We start from the raw sequence: 22,372 nt of genomic DNA, 5'->3' as shown, positions 1-22,372 counted from the left end.
CAATGTTGTTCCAAACCCTTTTTAGGACAGCCCCTTTCAAAAAGATTATTTAATTTTTTTAATAAAGACCACTTTTAAGTAATCTCCCTGTTTAAACTGTTGAATGGTTTTAAAATCTTCAGGTAGAGAATATTCTTCTAGGATTTTGTATTTTCCACTCGTTTCTTTGAATGCTGTTTCAATAAAGCCTTTAAATTTTTTCATATTAAATTTACTGCAGTTTGTAGAGGCAACGATCACTCCATTTTTTTCAGTTATATTGATGGCTTCCTTGAGTAAATCTTTATAATCCTTTTCTGCACTGAATGTATGTTTTTTTGAACGGGCAAAGCTAGGTGGATCAAGGATGACAAGGTCAAACGTGAGTTCTTTTTTGACCGCATATTTAAAATACTTAAATACATCTTCCACAATGATGTCCTGTGCTTCATAATCAATTCCGTTCAAGCTAAATTGTTCAATTGTTTTACTTAAACTGCGATTAGCAAGGTCAACACTGGTGGTTTTCGCAGCCCTGCCTACTGCGGCGAAAACGGAAAATGCACCTGTGTAGGAAAACGTATTAAGGACGTTTTTCCCTTCCGCATAGTGATCACGAATCGTCTTTCGCACTTCACGTTGATCAAGGAATACCCCAACCATCGCACCATCATTTAAGTAAATGGCAAAGTTGACTCCATTTTCTTTCACAATGAGGGGAAAATCTGGACGTTCCCCTGTTACAAAGTCATCTTCTTCTATATATTGACCTTTACTTGCAAAGCGTTTCTTTTGATAAATTCCCTTATAGTCAATATCTTTAATGGCCTCAAGTACCTCTTCTTTAAAAGCATAAATCCCTTCTGAGTACCATTGAATGAGATAATAACCATCAAAATAGTCGATGGTAAGTCCGCCAATCCCGTCCCCTTCGCCATTGAAAATGCGGAAGGCAGTCGTCGTGGGGTCTTGATAAAAATGAAGTCGGTTATTGATTGCATTTTGTATTTTCTTTTTAAAAAATAGTCCATCTATTGCTTCATTTTCTTTTTTGCTCAATACCCAGCCAAAGCCTTTGTTTTGCCTGCCATAATAGCCTTTCGCTATAAACCTTTGCTTAGAGTCTACTAATTTAACTACCGTTCCTTCTTGGTTGAGCTTACTTGTATCTACAAGCATTTCTTTTTCAATCAAGGGATACCCTTTTGCTATTTTGTTATCAAAATGGCTTTTAATTTTTATCGTTATTTCCTTCTTCATCATCAATCGACTCCGTATATTTTTTCATTTCGCTCATATAATTTCACTGTATTGGACAAGTATGACGTTTTTTAGTGGGAATGTAAACCAAGCTTGTTTTTTTATTGTAAAAATCACTTCATTAGTCAGTAAAAAGGAACCCTCCGTAACAAAAAATATGGATTAAGATTTGGGGAATGTACATGAAGACAAGATTCGTATTTTATTTACTTGGGATCTTTATCCTCACCCTCGGGATCGCTCTCATCCTTAAAGCCCATTTAGGGGCAGCAGCATGGGATGCATTGGCAGTCGGAGAATCCACGACCTTTCATCTTTCAGTTGGAACTTTTGTCTTTATAAATGGAATGATTCTTATTTTTATCAATTCGTTTTTGTTAAAAAAGAAGCCAGAGTTCCTAGCAGCTATCACAGTCTTTGTCATTGGGATGCTTATTGATTTTTGGTTAAAGATTGGATTAAGTGATTTTTCTCCAACGGGATTAGGAGTGCAAATTACGACACTGTTCATAGGGATCTTAGCACTTGGGATCGGAATTGCCTCGTATTTACAAGCGAAATTCCCTGCAAGCCCAATGGATACAATAATGATCGCAATCTCTACCCGCTTTGGATTAAGCTACAGAAGCGCAAGGATGATTAGCGAGGGGTTAGCACTCGCATCAGCCATCGTTTTCCATGGTGCCATCGGTGTTGGCACCATCATTGTAACCATTACCATCGGATTCGTCATACAACTTTTCTTCCCAATATTAGAACAATTACTAGCGTGTTTAACAAAGACATATATATAAATAATAGTACAGCTATATGGTGCCAGGTACAAAACACTCCTTTTGTGCCTGGCACCTTTCCTTTTTTCACCTAACACCGAAAGTAATCTTACAAAAATGTAAGAGACTTTGTAAGATAGATAGATTTGTGTTCGTTCGACCCTTTTGTAAGATAAACAAAGTAATGACTTACAGGAGGTGTCGTATGGAAAAAGGTGTCGTAAACAAGCGAATTGATGCCCTTGATTATATTCGAGGCTTTGCGTTACTGGGAATTATTTTAGTCAATATACTAGCTCTTCTTCACATTAAAATACCGGACCCAAATACGCTGGATGCAAGCTATCAACGGTTTTTATATTTATTTGTAGAGGGTCGTTTTTACTCTATTTTCTCCTTTTTATTTGGGGTAGGCTTTTACATTTTTATTACGAGAGCCCTTGCGAATGGAAATAATGGATACATTCTATTTTTACGTAGACTTGTTGTTTTATTCACTTTGGGACTTGTGCATTTTATCTTCCAACCAGGAGAGGCCTTAACGGTTTATGCTGTTTGTGGATTGTTGACGCTACCATTTTACAAAGTGAATAAGCACATTAACTTAGCAATAAGCTTGATTTTATTGATTGTGTTTGGCTTAGCTGGGGCTAAACTTGCATTAACTCTCCCACTGATTTTATTAGGGCTCGCGGCTGGACAATATCAAGCGTTTGAAAATCTTTCACAAAAAACGAAACAAATCGCTACTTTTACAGCGATTATGCTGGGACTAAGCTTGATTGGATTGTATGTACAATACCAAAGTGTTCCTTCATCGCCATTTTCGAACATGATCATTATGAATGAAGACGGCACACTTGATCAGGCAGGTGAATTTTTAAAAATAGGTGTAGGCGTTGGGCCTATTGTTTCAGCTTTTTATGTTGGGTTACTGCTATTACTTTTACAATCAAGAGCTGTCCAACTATTATTATCACCACTTAAATATTATGGACGGATGGCGTTAACCAATTATATTGGACAAACCGCTCTTATTCTACTCGCCGGAAACCTAATCCAGTCCACAGGCAACCTTTCGTATATACAAACACTCTATATATGTTTAGCCATTGTTGGCCTTCAAATGATTTTAAGTATAGTATGGCTGCGTTTGTTCAGAATGGGGCCACTCGAATTGATTTGGCGTATGATTACGTATTGGAAAAACGTACCTTTAAAACCCAAAACGAAACAAGCAGAACAAAAAAACAGAAAAACACAGGAGGCATTATAAGATGAAAACGTCCGTTGTAGATGTAAAAAACGTAAAAAAAGTATATGGAAAAAAAGGTGAAAATCAATCCCATGCATTAAAAAACGTATCATTTTCGATTCAAGAAGGTGAATTTGTAGGGATTATGGGTCCCTCTGGTTCTGGGAAAACAACATTACTAAATGTGATCTCAACATTAGATAAAGCGACAGATGGCGTTGTTCAAATCGCCGGTACAGATATTACACAAATGAAGCAAGGAGAACTATCCGATTTCCGTTCCCAAAGACTAGGATTTATCTTTCAAGACTTTAACTTACTTGAAAACCTATCAATCTATGAAAACATAGCCTTGCCTCTTTCCTTGCAAGGAGTCCCATCAAAAAAAATCGGCCCAAAAGTAGAAAAAGTAGCTGAAACTCTAGGTATTTCAACTATTCTTCAAAAATATCCTTCAGAAGTATCTGGCGGGCAAAAACAACGTTCAGCAGCAGCACGTGCACTTGTACACGAGCCAGCCATTATTCTGGGAGATGAGCCAACAGGAGCTCTCGATTCTAAAAATGCGACAAGTTTACTAGAAGCGATGACAAGTTTGAATGAAGTTCAGGGAGTTTCGATTATGATGGTTACCCATGATCCATTCAGTGCAAGTTATTGCCAGCGAATTTTATTTATTCAAGATGGAGAACTCTATAAGGAAATTCATCGGACTAGCTCTCGTGAAGTGTTCTATAAAGAGATTTTAGATGTACTAGCAGACCTAGGTACACAAAAAGCATAGGAAGGAGATTGATCATGTTATTCAAGCTATCTATGTCAGGACTAAAAAGTAAGCTGAAAGACTATCTCGTTTTACTAGTTGGTCTTGTCATGTCGATTTCGATATTTTATATGTTTCAAACACTTGCACTCAATAAAACCTTTATTGAATCGAATTCTGTCATATCATCAATCGGGTTTGTCTTTCAAGCAGGTTCATTCTTACTAGCCATCATTACATTCTTCTATATCTTATATGCCAACTCTTTCTTATTATCACTGCGTCAAAAAGAGTTTGGTATGTATATGATGTTAGGAGCTAAAAAGCATAAGATTACATTGCTTATGTTTATTGAAACGATTGTCATTGGAATCGCCTCTCTCTTCATCGGGACTGCATTAGGGGTAGGTCTTTCTCAAGGAATAGGAAAGCTACTCATGAAACAGCTAGAATTCACTGGTGACGGGTATCAAGCATTTTATCTTCCATCCATGACGGTTACATGTATCTTTTTCCTAGTACTATTTATGTTGTCAGCCTTTATGAATAGTATTAAACTATCACGGATTACGGTATTGCAGCTTATCCACGCCGATGCACAAACAGAGCGATTTTCTCTTAAAGGTATAAAGACTATATTGATCGCGATTCTTTCGTTAATTCTATTAGGCATTGGCTATACTGCAATGATTTACATGGGGAAACTAAAAGAAATGGGAATCATTATTTCACTGATTACGACAACGTCAGGAACATACCTTTTATTTATGTCCTTTCTACCGCTTATGATTAAAAAACTGAAGGGGAATAAAAAACGAACAGAAAAAGGATTAAACGCCTTTACATTTGCCCAGTTAAATTTCCGTATTAATAGTTTAACAAAAGTATTGGCAACCGTAGCGATGTTAGTCGCCCTTGGAGCAGGAGCGATTTCAGCAGGAATGGCGTTTAAAAATAACGTCACGATTATGGCAGATTCATTCTATGCCTATGATGTCGTGACTCATAATCCAACAGCTGAAGAAAAGAAAATAGTAAATGAGATTAAATTTAATGAAAAACATGACTATCATTATAAAATCGATGATCAGTTCGTTTACTATATAAAAGAAGAATTAGAGAAACAGCGTCCCTTAGTATCTGACCAAAACGGCTTGGAGAATTTAGGTGAATTTAAACGTGTTACAGGAGACCTTCCAATTGGGGCTGTAGTAGGAGCCGATCTAGATCAAGGAAGCGAGTCTGTAGAAATCCCACAAACATGGGATGAGGCGTTACGGACGATTCATCCTTATTATGTTTATCCGGATCACGCGATCAAAATTGTCGATCAAAAAATGTATAACGAAATCAAAGGAAAAGAAGCAACTGCCTTCCTTGGAAAAACGGATGATTTTAAAGCATATATAGATGAGTGGAAAAAAATTGATGAGTTTCAGCAAAACAAATATGAAAGTGATCTACCACTAAATAGTAAATATAGCTCATATGAAGAATTCTATGGTGTTGCTAGTGGAACCGTATTTATGGGCTTCTTCTTAGGAATTGCTTTCTTAGCGATGATGGCCAGCTGCTTAATGTTTAAGATTCTTTCTGGTGCATCAAAAGATATTACTCGCTATCAAATGCTTCGTAAAATTGGTGTCCGCCGCGAGTTATTAACGAAATCAATCTATAAAGAATTATTCTTAGTATTCTTATTCCCCGCTATTATTGGGATTGTTCACGTATTGGTCGGCATGAACATCTTCTCGTTCATCCTCATCGATCCGTATTTCCGGGTTTGGCTGCCGATCTTGATTTTCGTCGTTATTTATACTGTTTACTACATTATTACTGTTCAACTGTATAAACGAATTGTTCTCCCAGTAAGGGATTAAAAGCCTATCTTTTTTGGTATGGTTGTCAAGAGCGATTACTAAGGCCCATCACGACACTTCGGCTTTAGTTTGAAACTGAAATATTGAATTTCCATAATTTGACACTACCCCAATGAACACCATATTGAACATTTAAATCACTTATAAATACCTACTTTGCGTAACAAGGATCGTAGGGCTGTCTAAAAATCCTGGCGTCAGGAACTACAACGTCAATAGATAGGAAGAATTCTTCCCGATATTGACAATCGTAGTGGTTCCTGCCCCTATGGACAGCCCCATGATCCTTTTTTATCTTTTCCATGGGACTTTTGACGAGATAATATAATATTTTATCAAACACATTAGTATTCACTTTACAATAGTGTGTGTCATACACTATAATAAGCGTAGGAGTTGATAAGATGAGCGATGCAGCTGAACATATGGATAAATTAATGCAGGAGTTGCGGCGAGGGACTATTACGATTGGCGTTCTGAGTCAGCTTTCTGAGCCTCAATACGGATACTCACTAGTCACAATGCTTGGTGATAAAGGAATTCATGTAGAGCCAGGAACATTGTATCCACTTCTTAGAAGGCTGGAAAAGCAAGGGTTGTTAGATAGTAAGTGGGACACGAATGAGTCAAGACCACGGAAGTATTATTTATTAAGTGAAACAGGCAAAGAAGTGTTTGATCTGCTGGTAGTTGAATGGAGAAGTATTGTCCAGAGTTTGAATCATGTGATTGAAAATGAAGGGGATGAAACAGTTGGGGATGATTAATCGGTATATTTATGCTGTCACACAGAAGTTGCCGCCTGCACAACGAGAAGATATCGCCGTTGAACTTCGAGGTCTAATTGAAGATATGTTGGAAGAGCGCGTTGAAGGCAGAGAAGTGGTGGATAAAGATGTTGAAGAAGTTTTACTGGAATTAGGGAATCCAAAGCATTTAGCTCAAAAATATCGTGGAACAAAAAAGTATTTGATTGGACCAGAATTTTTTGATGCGTATATTTTAGTATTAAAGATTGTTTTGATTTCTACTGCAGTAACCATGGGTGTTGGATTTGTTATTCAAATTATTCTTGATCCCATTTCCATTCTCAATCATTTCGTAGAATTTATTGTTTCATTTGTTACCGTCATTCCAATGGCATTTGGCTGGACCACATTTGGATTTGCAATAGGAGAATATTTTAATAGCATCCATTCAAAAGATTTACAAATGGATAAGGGATGGAAAGTCTCTGATTTAGCACCAATTCCAAATGGAAAAAAACAAATAAAACGTGGTGAAACGATTACTGGGATTATATTTTATGTTTTGTTCATCGTGATTATGGCGTTTTCAAGTGAATACTTTGGGATATGGATATTTCATGATGAATTTTCTGGTGTTGTTCCGTTTTTAAATGACGAAACATATGGTTCATACCTCCTCTTTATCCTTCTTATATTTGGGCTCGGAATTATCAAGGAATGTTTAAAGCTCATTTTTGGGAAATGGACGGTAAAGCTTGTCATCTATACGTCGATTGTTAATTTAATCTCTCTGGTAGCAATCTTGTTTATGATGAATGGGCCAGCATTTTGGAATCCGAACTTCATGCAAGAATTAACGCAGGCAGACTTACTTACGGAAGGCAGTGAAGCATTTAGAAAGGCAAACAAAGCTTGGGAACAATCTACGTTTTGGATCCTAATTCTACTCGTACTCGGATTAATTTGGGATGCGGTAGACGGGTTTATAAAGATTCGTAAAAAATAATATCATTTCTACTTGAAGTGATATAGAGGCTGACTTATAAGCGGTTAGGGATCACTATGGTTATACATATATAGAAGGTGTTCTTGAGGATTACTTCTATATATAGAGGTGTGGTTCCTGAACCTTGGTTTTTGGAGAGTCAAACTTGTAACAACGATCAAAAAGACCACATTGATTAATAAGAGACTAATAAATAGCCACTTCCACTTTTTCACTCTACTTATCCCCCACTATTTTCGCTTTTTGTTATTAAATGTTCTTACTATAAAAAAATGTTTAACAAGATTATTAGATATTCTTTACTTTGGTAGAAAAATGATCAAATATTGTTCCCTGATATACCAAGCAATGTAATAAAAGTATTTTTAAGTATGACTCTAACTATTTTCAGTCACTCATTCTTAATAATTGATTAAGGATGAACAATCTATAATTGGAGTAGCGTAAGAAAATTAATATATTAATAAGCCCAATTTCTCAGCATAAAAATGGAGAAATTGGACTTCTTTCATTACCCTAGAAAAGCACTTGATTGCAGAATATCATTTTTAAGATTTTATTGAAGTAAACACCATTCGTTGAACTTTAACCGTATCATCACACACAGTAAGAGTTTTTTGGATTTTCTCTTTATTAATTGTTATATCCTTCATTTTATCAGTGTTTACACTTAATCAATGGACATTATATCAGCCCATTCAACCTATCTGGGGACCAACCCTTTATCCCGTCATCCTCTATTATTCCAAGGGTAACATCAGTAATATCAGGATCAGACATGATCTTATCCTGTACCCTAAACTTTATGTCATCAGCAACTGAAAGAGAAAGCCCTTTTCTTAATTCAATAAGGCCCTCGACATGGTAGTACCGTCCTTCTTGTAATATTCGCAGTTTTCTTATATCAACAACTTCCTCATCACTAAATATGGCCTTTTGTACTCTTTCCACTATTTCCTGTGGCGCAGCTACTCCTATAAGACCAACCATATTATCATATCCCACTCTAAAAGCGACTCCAATCATAAGGAAGCCAATAAGAATAGTAGCTAACCCATCTAACGCATTGAAATTCGTAAAAGAAGTAATAACAATAGCAATTAACGCCAAAAATGCACCTGTAACCGCAACAATATCTTCATAAAAAACCAATCGAGTAGGGGGTGCGGCTCTACCGACATTTTTAAATGCAGCTGATATCATTCCCCATCCTTTTATATTTTCAACTCTTGCTTCTTTTAAAATCTCTTTCATTGCTTTAATTAGAATAGCACCATCAATCACAAGATTTATGATTAGAACAATTATGCTTAGCCAAAATCCTCCTGTATTTTCTACAGGGTGTAGAAGTAAATGCCAACCTTCTTTTATGGTTTCATAAGCCATTATGGTAACCACAATTACAGCTATCATACAAAAAATATTGATCACCCTACCGAAACCAGTCGGGAACCTACGTGTGGGTTTTTTTTCAGAAAGAACACTACCTATAAAAACAAATCCTTGATTTACTGCATCAGCGAGAGAGTGCATGGCAGAAGCAAACATTGCCCCACTTCCACTCATGATATATGCAATGGCTTTGGACCCTGCAATGATGGCATTACCAATTGCGGCTACTGCAGAGGATTTATTTCCCTTTTTAATAAGAGTGAATAAGTTTCCTTGCTTTGTCTCAACTCCCACTTTATCGCCTCCATAAATAATCTATATTAGTTTTATTGTTCTTAAAAAAGTTGTCATTATTAATTGTTGGTGAAAATTATTATGAAGTAACGATTTATTACTACATTTTAAACGTATTGACATAATAATTACTCAAAAGAATACAATGGAAACTTTAAAATATTCTTTTCCTTATAGTTATTATGTTTCATAAGGGATACCTTTTTATCCATAAATAAAAAATTCATTGAAAGTAAAGAAATTGTTAATAATAGAACGAATGAAAATTTTTAAACACAAAGGTGGAATGATGATGGGATTTCGTTTGATTTTTATTGTATTATTTCTTTCCATCCTATTAAGTAGCTGCTCTCTTCATAAAAATAACGAAGGTCAAGTTAACCCTATTGCCATACAAACGAATAACCAAACCTCTCCTAAAGTTGTCCTTATCGTCATTGATTCTTTAATGGATAAACCCTTAAAGAAAGCGATTCAAGAGAATAAAGCTCCTGCTTTGGCGTTTTTTTTGAATCATGGCCGTTATAATAAGAACTTAGTCAGTTCCTATCCCACGATGTCTATTACAATTGACAGTTCTTTAATAACGGGTACTTACCCCGATAGGCATAAAATTCCTGGTCTTGTATGGTATGACGAAGGTGAACAGAGAATTATTAATTATGGAAATGGCTTTTTCGAAATGATGAAGATTGGAGCTCCTCAGTTTGCTGAAGATACTTTATACCAATTTAATAATGTAGATCTAAGCCCTAATGTCGAAACCATTCACGAAGTATTAGATAATAGAGGGAAACCAACAGCATCTATTAACTCTATCATTCACCGCGGAAATTATGAACATACTCTTAAGATGCCAAAAATCTTATCGAAAACTACCAAAATGCCGGATCAATACAATACCCTAGGACCAAAGGTTCTGTCATTGGGTACTTTTATTCGTCAGGACAGAAAAAATCCACATTTACTAAATCGATTAGGTCTTAATGATGCATTTGCAGCTCAAGAATTAAAATATCTTTTAAAGAAGAACATACTTCCTGAATTTTCGATTATATACCTACCGGTAAATGATCATGTCGTTCACAGAAAGGGGCCAATGACGACTGAAGGTATTGAAGAACTGGATAAACATCTCCAGGAAGTATTAAATGCTTACCCAACTTGGCAAAATGCCCTTGATAATATGATTTGGATTATTATCGGAGACAGCAAGCAATCATTCGTTAAAAAAAACAAAAAAGAAGCATTAATTGATTTAAGAAAAGCTCTTTCGAATTACAAAATTTTAAGTCTTGGGGAGCCAGTTCGTAAGAAAGATGAACTTGTCATTACAGCAAATGAACGAATGGCATATGTATATAAAATTAGTAATGAACTCTCATTAAAAGATATTGCCAGCAAGCTACAAACAGATGAACGTATAGCATGGATTGCATGGAAAGATAAAGAAATGATTCAAGTAAGATCAGGAGTACAAGATGGAGTTTTACAATTTAAACCTGATGGAGTTTTTACAGATAATTATAATCAAACCTGGTCGATAAAAGGAAATAGCTCCATTCTTGACCTTTCTATAAAAAATAACAATCAAATAAAGTATGGGGATTACCCTGATGTATTAGCAAGACTGTATGGTGCCATACACTCACAAAAAGGGGATTTTCTAATAGTAGATGCCAAACCTGGTTACGAATTTATTGGTGAAAGTTCTCCTGAACATACAGGTGGAGGTGCCCATGGTTCGATGCATAAAACTGATTCTCTTACTCCTATTATTGTTACAGGAACCAATAAAAGTATGGATCATTTACGTATTGTTGATTTGAAAGAATGGATATTGGATCTCTTAGAATGAGCGTTCAAAAATAAAGATAGCAACCCGTTTATTCGAACTGGTTGCTATTTTTATAGTGAAGGTTTCCGTATTGGTCAGATCATTAAATACTGTACTTAGCTTAAATTCATTAAAAAATACAGCTTTAGTCTTTGAAGACTTAGTGGTTTTTTGCACTTTTCGCAGCAGCTGCCACCCAGGTTCAGGCCGCCGAAACCAGCCCATTTTCCATAATGATAAGCTAGGATTGATTAACTAAACCGCTCATTGAATCCTTCGCAAACACAAATGTGAACGTTGTTCCTTCTCCTATTTTACTTTCAACCTGAATGATTCCATTATGGCCCTCGACGATCGACTTGCTTAATGAAAGACCAATCCCCACTGACCCAGACTTTTTGTTTTTCTTCCCTTTGTAAAACCGTTTAAAGATATTTTTGACCTCCCCCCGCTCAATTCCGTCTCCTTGATCCCATATATGAACCTTAGTTAGGGCTTTACTTTCTTCCAATGTAATGGACACATTTTTGCCTGATGGAGTATGCTCAATGGCATTTTTCAAGACGTTTAAGAGGGCTTCTGTCATCCAGTCTGCATCATGTTTCATAAAGCATTCCTGAACAGCCTTCACTTCCACTTGAACTCCTTTTTGCACCGAAAGTTCTTTAAGTATTTCGACACTTCCTAGTACGGTTTGGGTAAGGGAAGCATTCCTTTTTTGAAATTGGATAGCTCCAACATCCAGCTTGGCAAGCTTCAAAAGACTTTGAATAAGCCAGTTCATTCTCTCCAGCTGCTGCCTGCCCTGTTCTAGGAACATATCCTGTTGCTCCTTTGATAATTCCTTTTCTGCCATAAGATCGTTGTACATCGTTAAAGCAGCTAATGGTGTTTTTAATTGATGAGATATATCGGACATTAAGTTCACGAGAAAACGTTTTTCCTTTTTTAAATCAGCAATATTTTTTTGGATAACGAAACGCATCCGATTAAAGCTATGGATAAGCTTGGAGAAATCCCCTTCACGGAACTCAGGTAATGACGAAACAGCCCTTCCTTCTAGAACTTCGTCGGCATAACGGGTAAGTTCACGGATTCGGGTAAACATTCGGGTGGAAAATTGATAGTGTAAAAGGAATAAAGATATAAAAAAGAGTAGCAAGCTAATAATGAAAAAACCAGTAATCATACGAAAAAACTCCGTCATTTCCGGAAAAAACTCCATTGATAATTCTGGTGTGATCCCATACTCTGATAAAACGTCCATTCCCAACCTCTTCTCATCATCGCTTACATCTTTTGTAAGGAGAGTGACCAGCTCCCCTTCAAGCTCAGGATGCTGTTCTAAAAGTGCTCCCGTAATCGCAGCATTTGATTCAATATAATCATTTTTAAATTGTTGAGTTAAATAAAAGGTTCCATAGTCAACCATGATGATAAATAATAGAAGTGAAAACAAGAAAAGCCTCACTGTATTTTTGGCCTCCGGATTTTTCCATAGATCGAAGAATCCTATTCTCTTACGACTCGTTTGTTCCATTTATACCCTAACCCCCGATGTGTAATAATATATTCCGGGTGTGCAATGTCGGTCTCTATTTTCTCCCGCAGCCTTTTAATATAAACAGATAATGTATTGTCCTCAAAAAATCCAACGCCACCTTCTAGAAGTAAATCAAAGATTTCATCACGGCTTAATATTTTTTCCGGGTGATTCATTAAAATCAATAATAATTTGTATTCTTGGGCAGAAAGCGGAACCTCTTCCTTTTCTCTTTTTAGCACTGCTCGATCAAGATCAAGGATGATGGCACCACTTTTTAATAGATTTCCCGTACTAGTCTTCCCTTTCCTTCTTAACACAGCCCGAATTCTTGAAAGTAACTCCCTCACTCTAAATGGTTTCGTAATATAATCATCCGCTCCTATATCCAAACCAAGGACGACATTTACTTCATCATCCATTGCCGTCAGAAAGATGATGGGGATATCTGATTGTTGCCGAATATATTTACACATATCGTAACCATTTCCATCCGGAAGTGTGACATCAAGAAGAGCTAAATCAAATGACTCTTTTTCAAAAACCTCTTTACATTCTTCGACTAAGCTTACATGTGTCACCTCATACTTTTCTTCCTTCAAAGAAAATTCCAATCCAAGCGCAAGTGAAACGTCATCTTCCAATAAAAGTATGTGCACGTTACCCTCTCCTTCGTGTCTATTCATTTCGCAAGGCGTCATTCCACTGACCACTCTTGAGCAGACGCGCAGAAACCCTTGCTGTCAAATAACAAATCGTTACAATCACAAAAAATGCAGAAATATACAGATAATAGGTATCTGTCGAATCTGGTCTTCCACCAAGTATAAACAACATCATTTCGATACAACTTGCTGCTACCGTACCAATCATTCCGCTTATAAAGCCATAAAACAATCCCTCTTTCACCACCATATTTCTTATACTCTTTATTGACATTCCAATTGCCTGTAAGGTTGCGTATTCTTTTTTCCTTAAAATGATATTCATAACGGTTGTGTTGATAATATTTAATACGCCAATAAACGCAATCACGATGACAAAGCCATATAGTAATATCTGAACTTGGAAAAGAAGAAGCGACTGACTTCGCTGCATTTCAACTTCATTGACTATTTCCAAATTAGGATATTGAGCTACTAGTTCATCTAATTCATTTGAAACCTCTTTAATATCTCTATTATCATTTAGATAAAGAGTAATCCGATTCAAAGTTGGTGTCCCCATCGAGACTACGACTTCTGGATAGGAAAGTAGTAGGCTTTCCCGCACGTCCATTTCAACTATTCCCGAAATTTTCACTTTTTGTATTTTACCTAAATGATCGGTTTGATCTGCTTGAGTCTGAATAAATACATCATCCCCGACCTGGACAGAAGTATCATCATCCAAGGCTTTAACATAAATAACTCCATGTTCATGTATTAATTTTTCTTTATTTAATGAACCAGCTATAAGTTTTTCAGTTAAAAATCCCTTGTTTTCTTCAGTGATCGGAGAAATAGTTGTGTTTTCTGAATAAAACTTTTTCCCATTTAACGTTTTCATATAAAGGTGATCTGCTTGTATTTGATCGACCATTGAGGGTGGAAGATACAATTGAGTAAAGACGCTATCATAATGAATATATTTCCCCTGCACATCTGGAATATTTTCTATTTCTGTCCATAATGATTCTGGAAATCTATCTGGTTCGTAAACATAAATTTGGAACTCCCCACCGATCTCATGATCAAAATCGGTTTTAGCAAACAGCATTAAAAGATTTGAAAAAACAAGAAATAAAAAAACACTAATTGAAATCGAAAATATAACAACGAATGATCTCAGTTTATTTCTACGAATATTTCTAATCGCCATTATGGTTTCAATGTTAACGACTTTTTTCAGGAAGCGATGCTTCCCTTTCCCCTTAAAAACTGGGCGATTGACGATTCTTCTTACAACATCTAATGGAGCTGTTCGGTTTGCAAGTTTTAACGGTAATAATCCAGAAATAATAAGTGAAAATAATCCAATAATGATACTAAACATTAAAACCCTGGGAGAAATAATCATTGGGAAATAAAAAAATGAGAACTCCGTTTCTTCATAAGTTAATTGATATAAGCTAAGTATCACCCAAAATCCTACTATACCTAGGATAAGACCAAGTGGAATGCCTACTATCCCGATGAACCCTATTTCATATACAATCATCTTTTGAATTTGCCGTTTTGTTGCCCCGATCGTCCTCAATAATCCAATTTCTCGGATTCGCTCTGTAATACTGATTTGAAAGGTATTAAATATAAAAGCAATTGTGGCGAGTACAACGATACCGACTGGAAGGATGTAACCGGCACTACTTAGTTGGGTGACATTACCCACTTCCTCACCATTAAAATCTTGTCCTATAATCGAATAATTCTTTTCAATCTTTTTTTCAGGAATATAGGTGAGGATATGCTTGTATACCTCTTTATAGTTTGCGCGTTTATCAATTTCTACATAGATATCCATATTTTCCTGAAGTGGAACTGATTTTCGGATAATAAACGCATGCAGCTCTTGCCCTTCCTGAAGATTCCGATTGTTTTCCACTATCATATTGACTTGGAAGGAATGCTCTTTCCCTTCTGTATCTACGAGAGTAATCGGCTTTTCTATCTCACCTAACTTTTTGAGATCTGCCGCCACCCATTTCTCGATCACCACTCCACTCTGCTTTTGTTCCTGAATGGAATGAAAAGGAAGTAAAGAAAGTGCCTCTTCATTAATGGACTTAAGCTCAAATTTCTTTCCGTTTTCTAAAAAATAGGTCTCTTTAGACATTAGACCTACCTTCTCAATCTGTGGGTTTGCTTGAATCCGCTTAATGGCTTGATGATGGACAGAGGTTATTTTCAAATGGTAAGAACCATCTTCCTGTATACTTTTTTTATTCGCATATTGTTCAACGCTCGTTAAAAATGTGCCTATTGATGTAATAAGCGCGATCGATAATATCATTCCTAATAAGGTTATAATGGTCCTCTTTTTATAATGAAGCAAATATTTTTTCGTCAATTTACTATAGATTGACATCTCAGGTCACACCCCTTTAAGCATAAGAAACATCATTTCGGATTGACCCATCTTCTATTTGGATGACTCTACTTGCCTTTTCTGCTATTTCCATGTCATGTGTGATGACAATTAAGGTTTGCTTATACCTTTGTGCTGTTAATTGCAGAAGATTGATGACATCATTGCTTGTCCGACTATCTAAATTCCCTGTCGGCTCATCTGCCAATATATAGGAAGGCTTATGAATTAAAGCCCGGGCAATCGCCACTCTTTGTTGCTGCCCGCCCGATAATTCTGCTGGAAAGGCATCTACCTTCTCTTTTAAGCCTAAATAATCAATAATATCGTGATAATAGGTATCATCAACTTTCTGATGATCAAGCAAAACAGGAAGCTGGATATTTTCTTCAACATTCAAAATTGGTACTAGGTTAAAGGATTGAAAGATAAAGCCAATTTTTCTGCGACGTAATATTGAGATTGCTTCATCTGATAAAGAATAAACCGATTCTCCTTCTACTTTAACGATTCCACCCGTTGGAGCATCGAGACCACCAATGGTATGTAATAACGTGCTTTTCCCTGAACCTGATGGACCTACAATAGCAACAAATTCCCCTTCCTGAACCGTCAAATCAATCGAATTTAAGGCTGAGACCGCTTTATCCCCTTTCCCAAACACCTTACTTACATTTTCTAAACGAATAACCTCCAACACTCGCTCCCCGCTTTCCTTCACATAATTTGGCATTAGTATACCATACAGATTATTTTTCAATCATTTAACGGAAAAACGGGCCTATCCATATGGGAATAGACCCTTTCCTATTTAATCATTTATTGTGATAAGCTGTACTCTTTCAACTTCGAATCCAGGTAACTTTTCAGCTGGGTCTTCATTATATTCTATAACACCCATAGCTTTTTCTGTTCCCTTCATAGCAGACCATTTTTCATCACTTACGACTAAGAACATGTCACCATAAGCTCTCCCACGTCCGATTACAATATTCCCTTCATTTAATACGGATATTGACTTTCCATCAATCGTAACCTTGTCCACATCATCTTTTTTAGTAAAAAGAATACCTGTATCCTTCAAATCTGGTAATGATGAAATCGGTTCTGTTTCGTCCTCCTTTACCACTTTATTTAACAATTCTTTTTCCACAAGGGCTTTTGCCGTTGTTTCATTAAAAATTAAAATCTGTTGGCCCTGATCTTCCGCTACTTTAAATTTATATTCATTTTTTTCTCTTAGATCCTCTTTTTCTTGTTCAAATACTTCCGCAACCTGATTGTGGTCTCCGTATAAGATCACTCCATTTGCTTTTTCAAACATCTCTGTTATGGCACTGCACCCCGTCATCAATGATCCTGCTATAACGGCCGTTAAGCATACACTTAGTAATTTTTTCATTTTATTCAAGCTCCCTATTCATTAATATATATGAATCATTCAAACAAATTAGCTGAATGAGTGATTTCTTCTTCGTTCATTTGATTTAATTGGTTTGCTACCTGTTTGCCATCTACCAAAACTCCAATAACAGCGATCATGATTTCAATGGCTTTTTTCATTTTCAACTCACCCCTTTTAAAAATTGATTATCTTGCTGTTGATTTCATTATAGGAAAAAAGCTCATTCCTCCCCATCTATCTAGATGACACCTGTCTTACAGTTTTGTAAGACAGGATTTTTCTTTACTGAGAAGACGAAACGTAAAAAAGCCCATGAATGAACATGAGCTTCAATAGTGATATGTTGTGATGGATTTTTTTTTAGAATGATAACTGATAATGGAGTAAAGAATGGATTTGATAAAAGCCTGCTCGTTTATAAAGCCTGATAGCTCCAGAAAGATCCGTATTAACGCAAATACTTACTTCTTTAATCGAAGGATACGCAAATATTGTTTCTAACGCAGCTGTAATAAGCTTTGTTCCATAGCCAAACTTTCTTTTAGACGAAGTCACAGCAACATATTCTAAACTAGCCTCATTCTGGTCTGGTTGAATTTCGACATACACATATCCAATTAATTCTTTATGAGAGCCCTTCAAAGCTAGTACTTTATTGTATTGATTGATGCGTCCCAAAATATCTTCCCCTGTATAATAGGTTTCAGGGAAAACCTTGTTATGTAACTGTATAAATGCTTGATTTAAAGCGGTCGGGAGTTCTTCTATCTCTTCTGAAGAAGCCCCGCTGAATTGCCTGGCATTAATCTTAAACGTTTTGTGCTCACCTTTTTTCCTTGCCCTTAAAGACTTAATAAATCCACTTACTCTTTCATTCTGATGATTGACAAAGAAATGAAGTTCATTTAACGATTTACGATTCGGCTCACTTCCCATCCAAAGCTTCATGGCGATTTCTTCCCAACCATCTGCTTTACTAATAAACGGTCCCCAAACCTCAGCACTTCTGTCATCATGATCAATGTCAAAGCCTATTGCTCCCACAATTTCCCCCTCTTCTTTAACAAGGAAAAAGGAATCCTCTAGTGGATCATCAGAAAAGTCATTTTGTAAGACATTCATGATTTCCTTTTTAGTGACACCGCAGTAACCGATATGATGCTTGGGTTGGCCATTAAGTTTCGCTAAAAAACCCGCCAATTCTTCGATATTCGTTACTGGAGAAAACATCACTTTCTCCTCCTTTCAATATCGTAATGGATACGACATTAAGTGAGGATATCCCTTTAATTTCCCAATAAAAAAAAGCCCGAAGAATTTATCTTCGAACTTCCACTTTCGCAGAGAAGAAGGTCGCCCCTCCTCCCATGTCTGATAAGTTTTGTGAGGTTAAAAAGTTGACTGATCTTTGATTCTTCTTTTCATTATCCCACCAAACACCTTGCGTCAGGGCAACTCCAGGAAGAACATCATTCGTCACATGGGCTTCGATTGAAATTTCTCCAAGGTCATTAAACAGCCTTACTTGATCTCCTGTCTCAATTCCTCTTTTCCTAGCTTCCTCAGGATGTAAAGAAACAATTGGCTTTTTCTCATGCTTTTGTAAATGAGGTATGTTTGCATAGCTTGAATTCAAAAATTGATGATTAGGACCACAGACAAAAATAAGCGGATACTCATTCTCTTCACGAACAGGAATATACTCAGGTACTGGCGAATAGCCATCCGCTTTCATTTGTTCTGAATAAAACTCCACTTTCCCAGAAGGTGTAGGAATTCTATTTGGAAATACTTCACTCTCTTTCAAATTCAACTTAATATACTTTTCCTGCTTCAACCGTTCTATTGTAATTCCGTTTAAATATGGGTTTTCAGGATGATCCAGTGCCTCTGTAATCATCTGTTCTTCCGTAATTTGAAATGCTTGATCCTCAAATCCCATTCGTTCAGCCAATTCTTTAAATATGGTGAAATTGGACTTGCATTCACCCATCGGTTCCATAATCGGTTCGCTGAGCCCTACATATAAATGCCAATAAGATTTATACAAGTCGAGGTTCTCAAAATGACTTGTTGCTGGTAAAACAATATCCGCATAGTAACAGGAATCCGTTAAGAACAAGTCATGTACTACCGTGAATAAATCGTGTCTCATTAATCCTTCTCGAACTTTATTCTGATCTGGAGTAACCTGGGCTGGGTTGGAATTATAAACAAAAAGGGCCTTAATGGGTGGATCCAATTCCAGCAATGCACTCCCCAGCTGGTTCATATTAACCGTTCTCGTTTCGGGTTTTGGATGAAGCTCAGGCATTTGAAGTTTTTTCTTATTAAAGGCCGCGTAAGAACTATTTCCTTTTAACGCACCACCACCAAGCTTGCCCCACTGACCTGTCATAGCTGGCAGACAAGAAATTGTTCGAATCATCATCCCCCCATTTTCATGATGCTGCAGACCATTTCCGATTCGAATAAAAGAAGGACTTGTTTCACCGTACATTCTTGTCAATTTTAAAATCTCTTGTACTGGAACCCCTGTAATCTTTGCAACCTTTTCCGGAGGATAGTTCATTGCGTTCGCCGATAGTTCATCAAACCCATGAGTATACGTTTCAATGAATTTTTTATCGATAAGATTTTCCCGAATTAAGACATTCATCATTCCAAGTGCAAGTGCTGTATCCGTTCCAGGACGTAATTGAATAAACCAATCCGCTAATTTAGCTGTACGGTTCCTATGTACATCAATCACTACCACTTTAGCACCGTTTTTCTTCGCTTCATTGATATACATCACTTGATGCATATTCGTACTAATCAAATTACAGCCCCAAATGATGATTAGCTTTGAATGGACCGTATCTTCTGGATCAATCCCTACGGGTAAACCCATTGTGTAACGATAACCAACTGAAGCTGCAGAATTACAAATGGTGCGATCAAGATAGCTTGCTCCAAGCTTGTGAAAAAACCTTCTATCCATCCCTTCACTATTAATGACACCCATATTGCCGTAAAAACTATAAGGAAGAATACTATCAGGTCCATAATCCTTGATAATGTCTTTAAATTGAAAAGTGATTTCTTCGTAAGCTTCCTCCCAAGAAATTCTTTTAAAGGAAAGTGTCCCTTTTTTTCCTACACGCTTTAGCGGATAAAGGACACGGTCAGGATGATGAACGCGATCAGGAGACTTCCTCACTTTATGGCAGATAACCCCTTTTGTTACCGGATGCTCCTTGTCACCATTAACCGAAACAATTTTTCCTTCTTTCATTTGCACCGATAACCCACATGTATCCGGGCAATCCAAAGGACAGATTGAACGAACCGTTTTCACCGAATCCCCCATAGTTGTTTCTTCCTCCCCGATCAGTAATTTGATAACCTTTATTTTATCACTTCTGAGCAAATATTTAAAAAACTCAAATTACAATGCTGGCCTTTTTATGTAAATTGTTCAAAAAGGAAAGCGCTGAGCTGCTTGGGGAGCTACTCTGTGTTTAGTCAAAAACTTTTATGAGGCATGATCAACTGGTTATGTGCCGCTTTCTCGTTTTATGAATTGATACGGGTGCTTTATAAGGTGGCTTTCAACTTTTATGAGCCTATCGAACTTTTACGAGGTTTAAATTACCGAGTTACGCTCATTAAAAAGAACTCAATTCATAAAGAAATGAGCTCTTCCTCATTACTATTCGGTTAATCTATCCTTCCTAGCTATGGCTCTACGATAAACAACCAAAACGGGCAAAAGAAAGACACCTGCAGCCAATAGTGATGATCTTATTGTAAACCTTGTTCCTATCGCTCCAACTACTGGCCCGCCTATCGTCTGACCAAAAGCATCAAATTGACTGACCATTGAAAGAATTGTTGCCCTCGAATGGCTTGGAATATTTTGATTGAGCCAAGTGGAATACAATGGATAATAAATCGTCCTGATCATACTCAAGACTAAGAAGCTTCCAAGAGCAAACCAAAATTTTTCAACAAGGGCAAAAACCATTAGCATGATGATTTTACCAGCTATTAACCATGACAGGACTGTGACAACTCTTTGTCCATTACTTGAATCGATTACTTTTCTTGCAAAGGTGGCAGCTGCAAAAGAAAACACCGTTGCCAACACACTAAATAGTCCAATCCATACGGAGGCTGACAGCTCTAAAAATTCGGGAAGCTGGAATGATGTGAGAATATGCGCTTCCCATAATCGATCATAGCCTTCTGATCCTGCACCAGCGAAAAGTACAGCCCCAATAAGGGCAAGAAGGATTGTACTTCCTCTTATAACTCTTACTCCATGTCGAAACGTTTGAATTGCATGCTTAACAGATGGCTGACTCTTCTGCTTCTTAAAATTTGTCTCCTTCATTTTTAAAATCAAAAAGATGACAAGCAAAAGATAAATCATACCACCAATAATATAAGGAAGATTTAAGGCAATCGAAGATAAAATCACACTGCAAACAATTCCTAACAAATTCATCACTTGATTTATTTGATTCGATTTTAGGAACAGATCCCCAATCAGGTGGTCTCCAATTTCATCCGTAATCCACGCGACTCCTGCCCCGCTAATAAAGGTTTCGCCTACTCCACGAATCACTTCCGCAACCATTACACCAGCGAATAAGGTAAAGCTACCGAACATGAGATGAATGTAAGGAACGGAGCCTTCTAATATAAAGGCTAAGCCGATTACAAAAATCCCCGTCAGCACGGAAATTCTTCTCCCTCTCGTATCAGCTATTACTCCTGTTGGTGTTTCACATACTAAAATGGTTAATTCGAGAGCTGTTCCAATTAATAAAAGCTCTAAGGGGTTAAAGCCTAGCCCATTAACATAATAAACAGCATACGTTGTGAACATTGTTGCATTTGCAAACGTCAACGTTGTCATCATAATTAAATAAACACGAGATGCGCGCATTCTGTAAGATCCCCTTTTTATAGGAAGCACGCACCTACAAAATTAGTATTGTACGTGCTCCGATAGTTTCCGATGTAGGATTATAAAATTTACACTCATTCTTTTTTTCATGTTTATCCCTCCATTGTTAATCATTACTATGATTATATAGGGCTTTAGCTTTTTTGAATATACTATTTTCAGAAGATTAATAATTTTGATTGATTCACACTTTTCTTTTTAATTCTTCGTTAA

The 22,372-nt window shown here is 36.7% G+C and carries 18 protein-coding genes; 7 read left to right on the top strand and 11 right to left on the bottom strand.

What is annotated here, in order from left to right; all coding sequences use genetic code 11:
* Positions 1 to 45: 45 nt before the first annotated feature.
* Positions 46 to 1,239 carry a class I SAM-dependent rRNA methyltransferase gene (locus JOC86_RS21260; RefSeq protein WP_205174950.1) on the bottom strand — a complete coding sequence of 398 codons (1,194 nt, stop codon included), beginning with the start codon at positions 1,237 to 1,239 and terminating at the stop codon, positions 46 to 48.
* Positions 1,240 to 1,421: 182 nt separating this feature from the next.
* Here JOC86_RS21260 and JOC86_RS21255 point away from each other — a divergent pair, with 182 nt between their 5' ends.
* From JOC86_RS21255 to JOC86_RS21230, 6 genes are all read left to right on the top strand, one after another.
* Complete coding sequence (locus JOC86_RS21255; protein WP_205174949.1) at positions 1,422 to 2,033, top strand: YczE/YyaS/YitT family protein; 612 nt, start codon at positions 1,422 to 1,424, stop codon at positions 2,031 to 2,033.
* Positions 2,034 to 2,217: 184 nt separating this feature from the next.
* Positions 2,218 to 3,288, top strand: coding sequence for a DUF418 domain-containing protein (locus JOC86_RS21250; RefSeq protein WP_205174948.1), 1,071 nt, complete (start codon positions 2,218 to 2,220; stop codon positions 3,286 to 3,288).
* Position 3,289: 1 nt separating this feature from the next.
* Entirely contained in the window at positions 3,290 to 4,051 is a 762-nt protein-coding gene (locus JOC86_RS21245) for an ABC transporter ATP-binding protein (RefSeq protein WP_205174947.1), read from the top strand.
* A 14-nt stretch (positions 4,052 to 4,065) separates the two neighbouring features.
* On the top strand, positions 4,066 to 5,910 hold the full coding sequence (locus tag JOC86_RS21240; protein ID WP_205174946.1) for an FtsX-like permease family protein: 1,845 nt from the start codon (positions 4,066 to 4,068) through the stop codon (positions 5,908 to 5,910).
* 404 nt (positions 5,911 to 6,314) lie between these two features.
* Positions 6,315 to 6,677, top strand: a complete 363-nt coding sequence (locus JOC86_RS21235; protein WP_205174945.1) for a PadR family transcriptional regulator — start codon at positions 6,315 to 6,317, stop codon at positions 6,675 to 6,677.
* Positions 6,670 to 7,665 carry an HAAS signaling domain-containing protein gene (locus JOC86_RS21230; RefSeq protein ID WP_338021800.1) on the top strand — a complete coding sequence of 332 codons (996 nt, stop codon included), beginning with the start codon at positions 6,670 to 6,672 and terminating at the stop codon, positions 7,663 to 7,665. The genes JOC86_RS21235 and JOC86_RS21230 overlap by 8 nt, the downstream gene beginning before the upstream one ends.
* Before the next feature lie 684 nt (positions 7,666 to 8,349).
* Here JOC86_RS21230 and JOC86_RS21225 read toward each other — a convergent pair.
* Positions 8,350 to 9,351 (bottom strand): cation diffusion facilitator family transporter, encoded by a 1,002-nt coding sequence (locus JOC86_RS21225; RefSeq protein ID WP_205174943.1) that lies wholly within the window; start codon positions 9,349 to 9,351, stop codon positions 8,350 to 8,352.
* Between the two features lie 292 nt (positions 9,352 to 9,643).
* Between JOC86_RS21225 and JOC86_RS21220 the strand changes: the two genes are divergently transcribed.
* Positions 9,644 to 11,209, top strand: coding sequence for an alkaline phosphatase family protein (locus tag JOC86_RS21220; RefSeq protein WP_239587756.1), 1,566 nt, complete (start codon positions 9,644 to 9,646; stop codon positions 11,207 to 11,209).
* A gap of 220 nt (positions 11,210 to 11,429) precedes the next feature.
* On the opposite strand, the gene JOC86_RS21215 is transcribed toward JOC86_RS21220, so the two are convergent.
* From JOC86_RS21215 to JOC86_RS21180, 9 genes are all read right to left on the bottom strand, one after another.
* Positions 11,430 to 12,728, bottom strand: coding sequence for a HAMP domain-containing sensor histidine kinase (locus JOC86_RS21215; RefSeq protein WP_205174942.1), 1,299 nt, complete (start codon positions 12,726 to 12,728; stop codon positions 11,430 to 11,432).
* The gene (locus JOC86_RS21210) at positions 12,701 to 13,417 is read right to left on the bottom strand and encodes a response regulator transcription factor (protein ID WP_205174941.1); all 717 of its coding nucleotides are present in this window, start codon (positions 13,415 to 13,417) and stop codon (positions 12,701 to 12,703) included. The genes JOC86_RS21215 and JOC86_RS21210 overlap by 28 nt, the downstream gene beginning before the upstream one ends.
* Positions 13,410 to 15,779: an ABC transporter permease gene (locus tag JOC86_RS21205; RefSeq protein ID WP_205174940.1), complete on the bottom strand. Its 2,370-nt coding sequence runs from the start codon at positions 15,777 to 15,779 to the stop codon at positions 13,410 to 13,412. The genes JOC86_RS21210 and JOC86_RS21205 overlap by 8 nt, the downstream gene beginning before the upstream one ends.
* Before the next feature lie 34 nt (positions 15,780 to 15,813).
* Complete coding sequence (locus tag JOC86_RS21200) at positions 15,814 to 16,494, bottom strand: ABC transporter ATP-binding protein (protein ID WP_205174996.1); 681 nt, start codon at positions 16,492 to 16,494, stop codon at positions 15,814 to 15,816.
* A 114-nt stretch (positions 16,495 to 16,608) separates the two neighbouring features.
* The gene (locus JOC86_RS21195) at positions 16,609 to 17,199 is read right to left on the bottom strand and encodes a lipoprotein BA_5634 family protein (RefSeq protein WP_205174939.1); all 591 of its coding nucleotides are present in this window, start codon (positions 17,197 to 17,199) and stop codon (positions 16,609 to 16,611) included.
* Positions 17,200 to 17,234: 35 nt separating this feature from the next.
* A complete protein-coding gene (locus JOC86_RS25080; protein ID WP_275583424.1) occupies positions 17,235 to 17,360 on the bottom strand; it encodes a hypothetical protein in 126 nt (41 codons plus the stop codon).
* Between the two features lie 202 nt (positions 17,361 to 17,562).
* Complete coding sequence (locus JOC86_RS21190) at positions 17,563 to 18,432, bottom strand: GNAT family N-acetyltransferase (RefSeq protein ID WP_205174938.1); 870 nt, start codon at positions 18,430 to 18,432, stop codon at positions 17,563 to 17,565.
* 88 nt (positions 18,433 to 18,520) lie between these two features.
* Positions 18,521 to 20,554, bottom strand: a complete 2,034-nt coding sequence (locus tag JOC86_RS21185) for a molybdopterin-containing oxidoreductase family protein (protein ID WP_205174937.1) — start codon at positions 20,552 to 20,554, stop codon at positions 18,521 to 18,523.
* 342 nt (positions 20,555 to 20,896) lie between these two features.
* Entirely contained in the window at positions 20,897 to 22,138 is a 1,242-nt protein-coding gene (locus tag JOC86_RS21180; RefSeq protein WP_205174936.1) for an MFS transporter, read from the bottom strand.
* Positions 22,139 to 22,372 lie beyond the last annotated feature (234 nt).

Origin of the sequence: Rossellomorea pakistanensis, from assembly GCF_016908495.1 — a bacterium.
GTDB lineage: Bacteria > Bacillota > Bacilli > Bacillales > Bacillaceae_B > Rossellomorea > Rossellomorea pakistanensis.
This window is presented reverse-complemented; position numbering and strand designations above follow the sequence as displayed.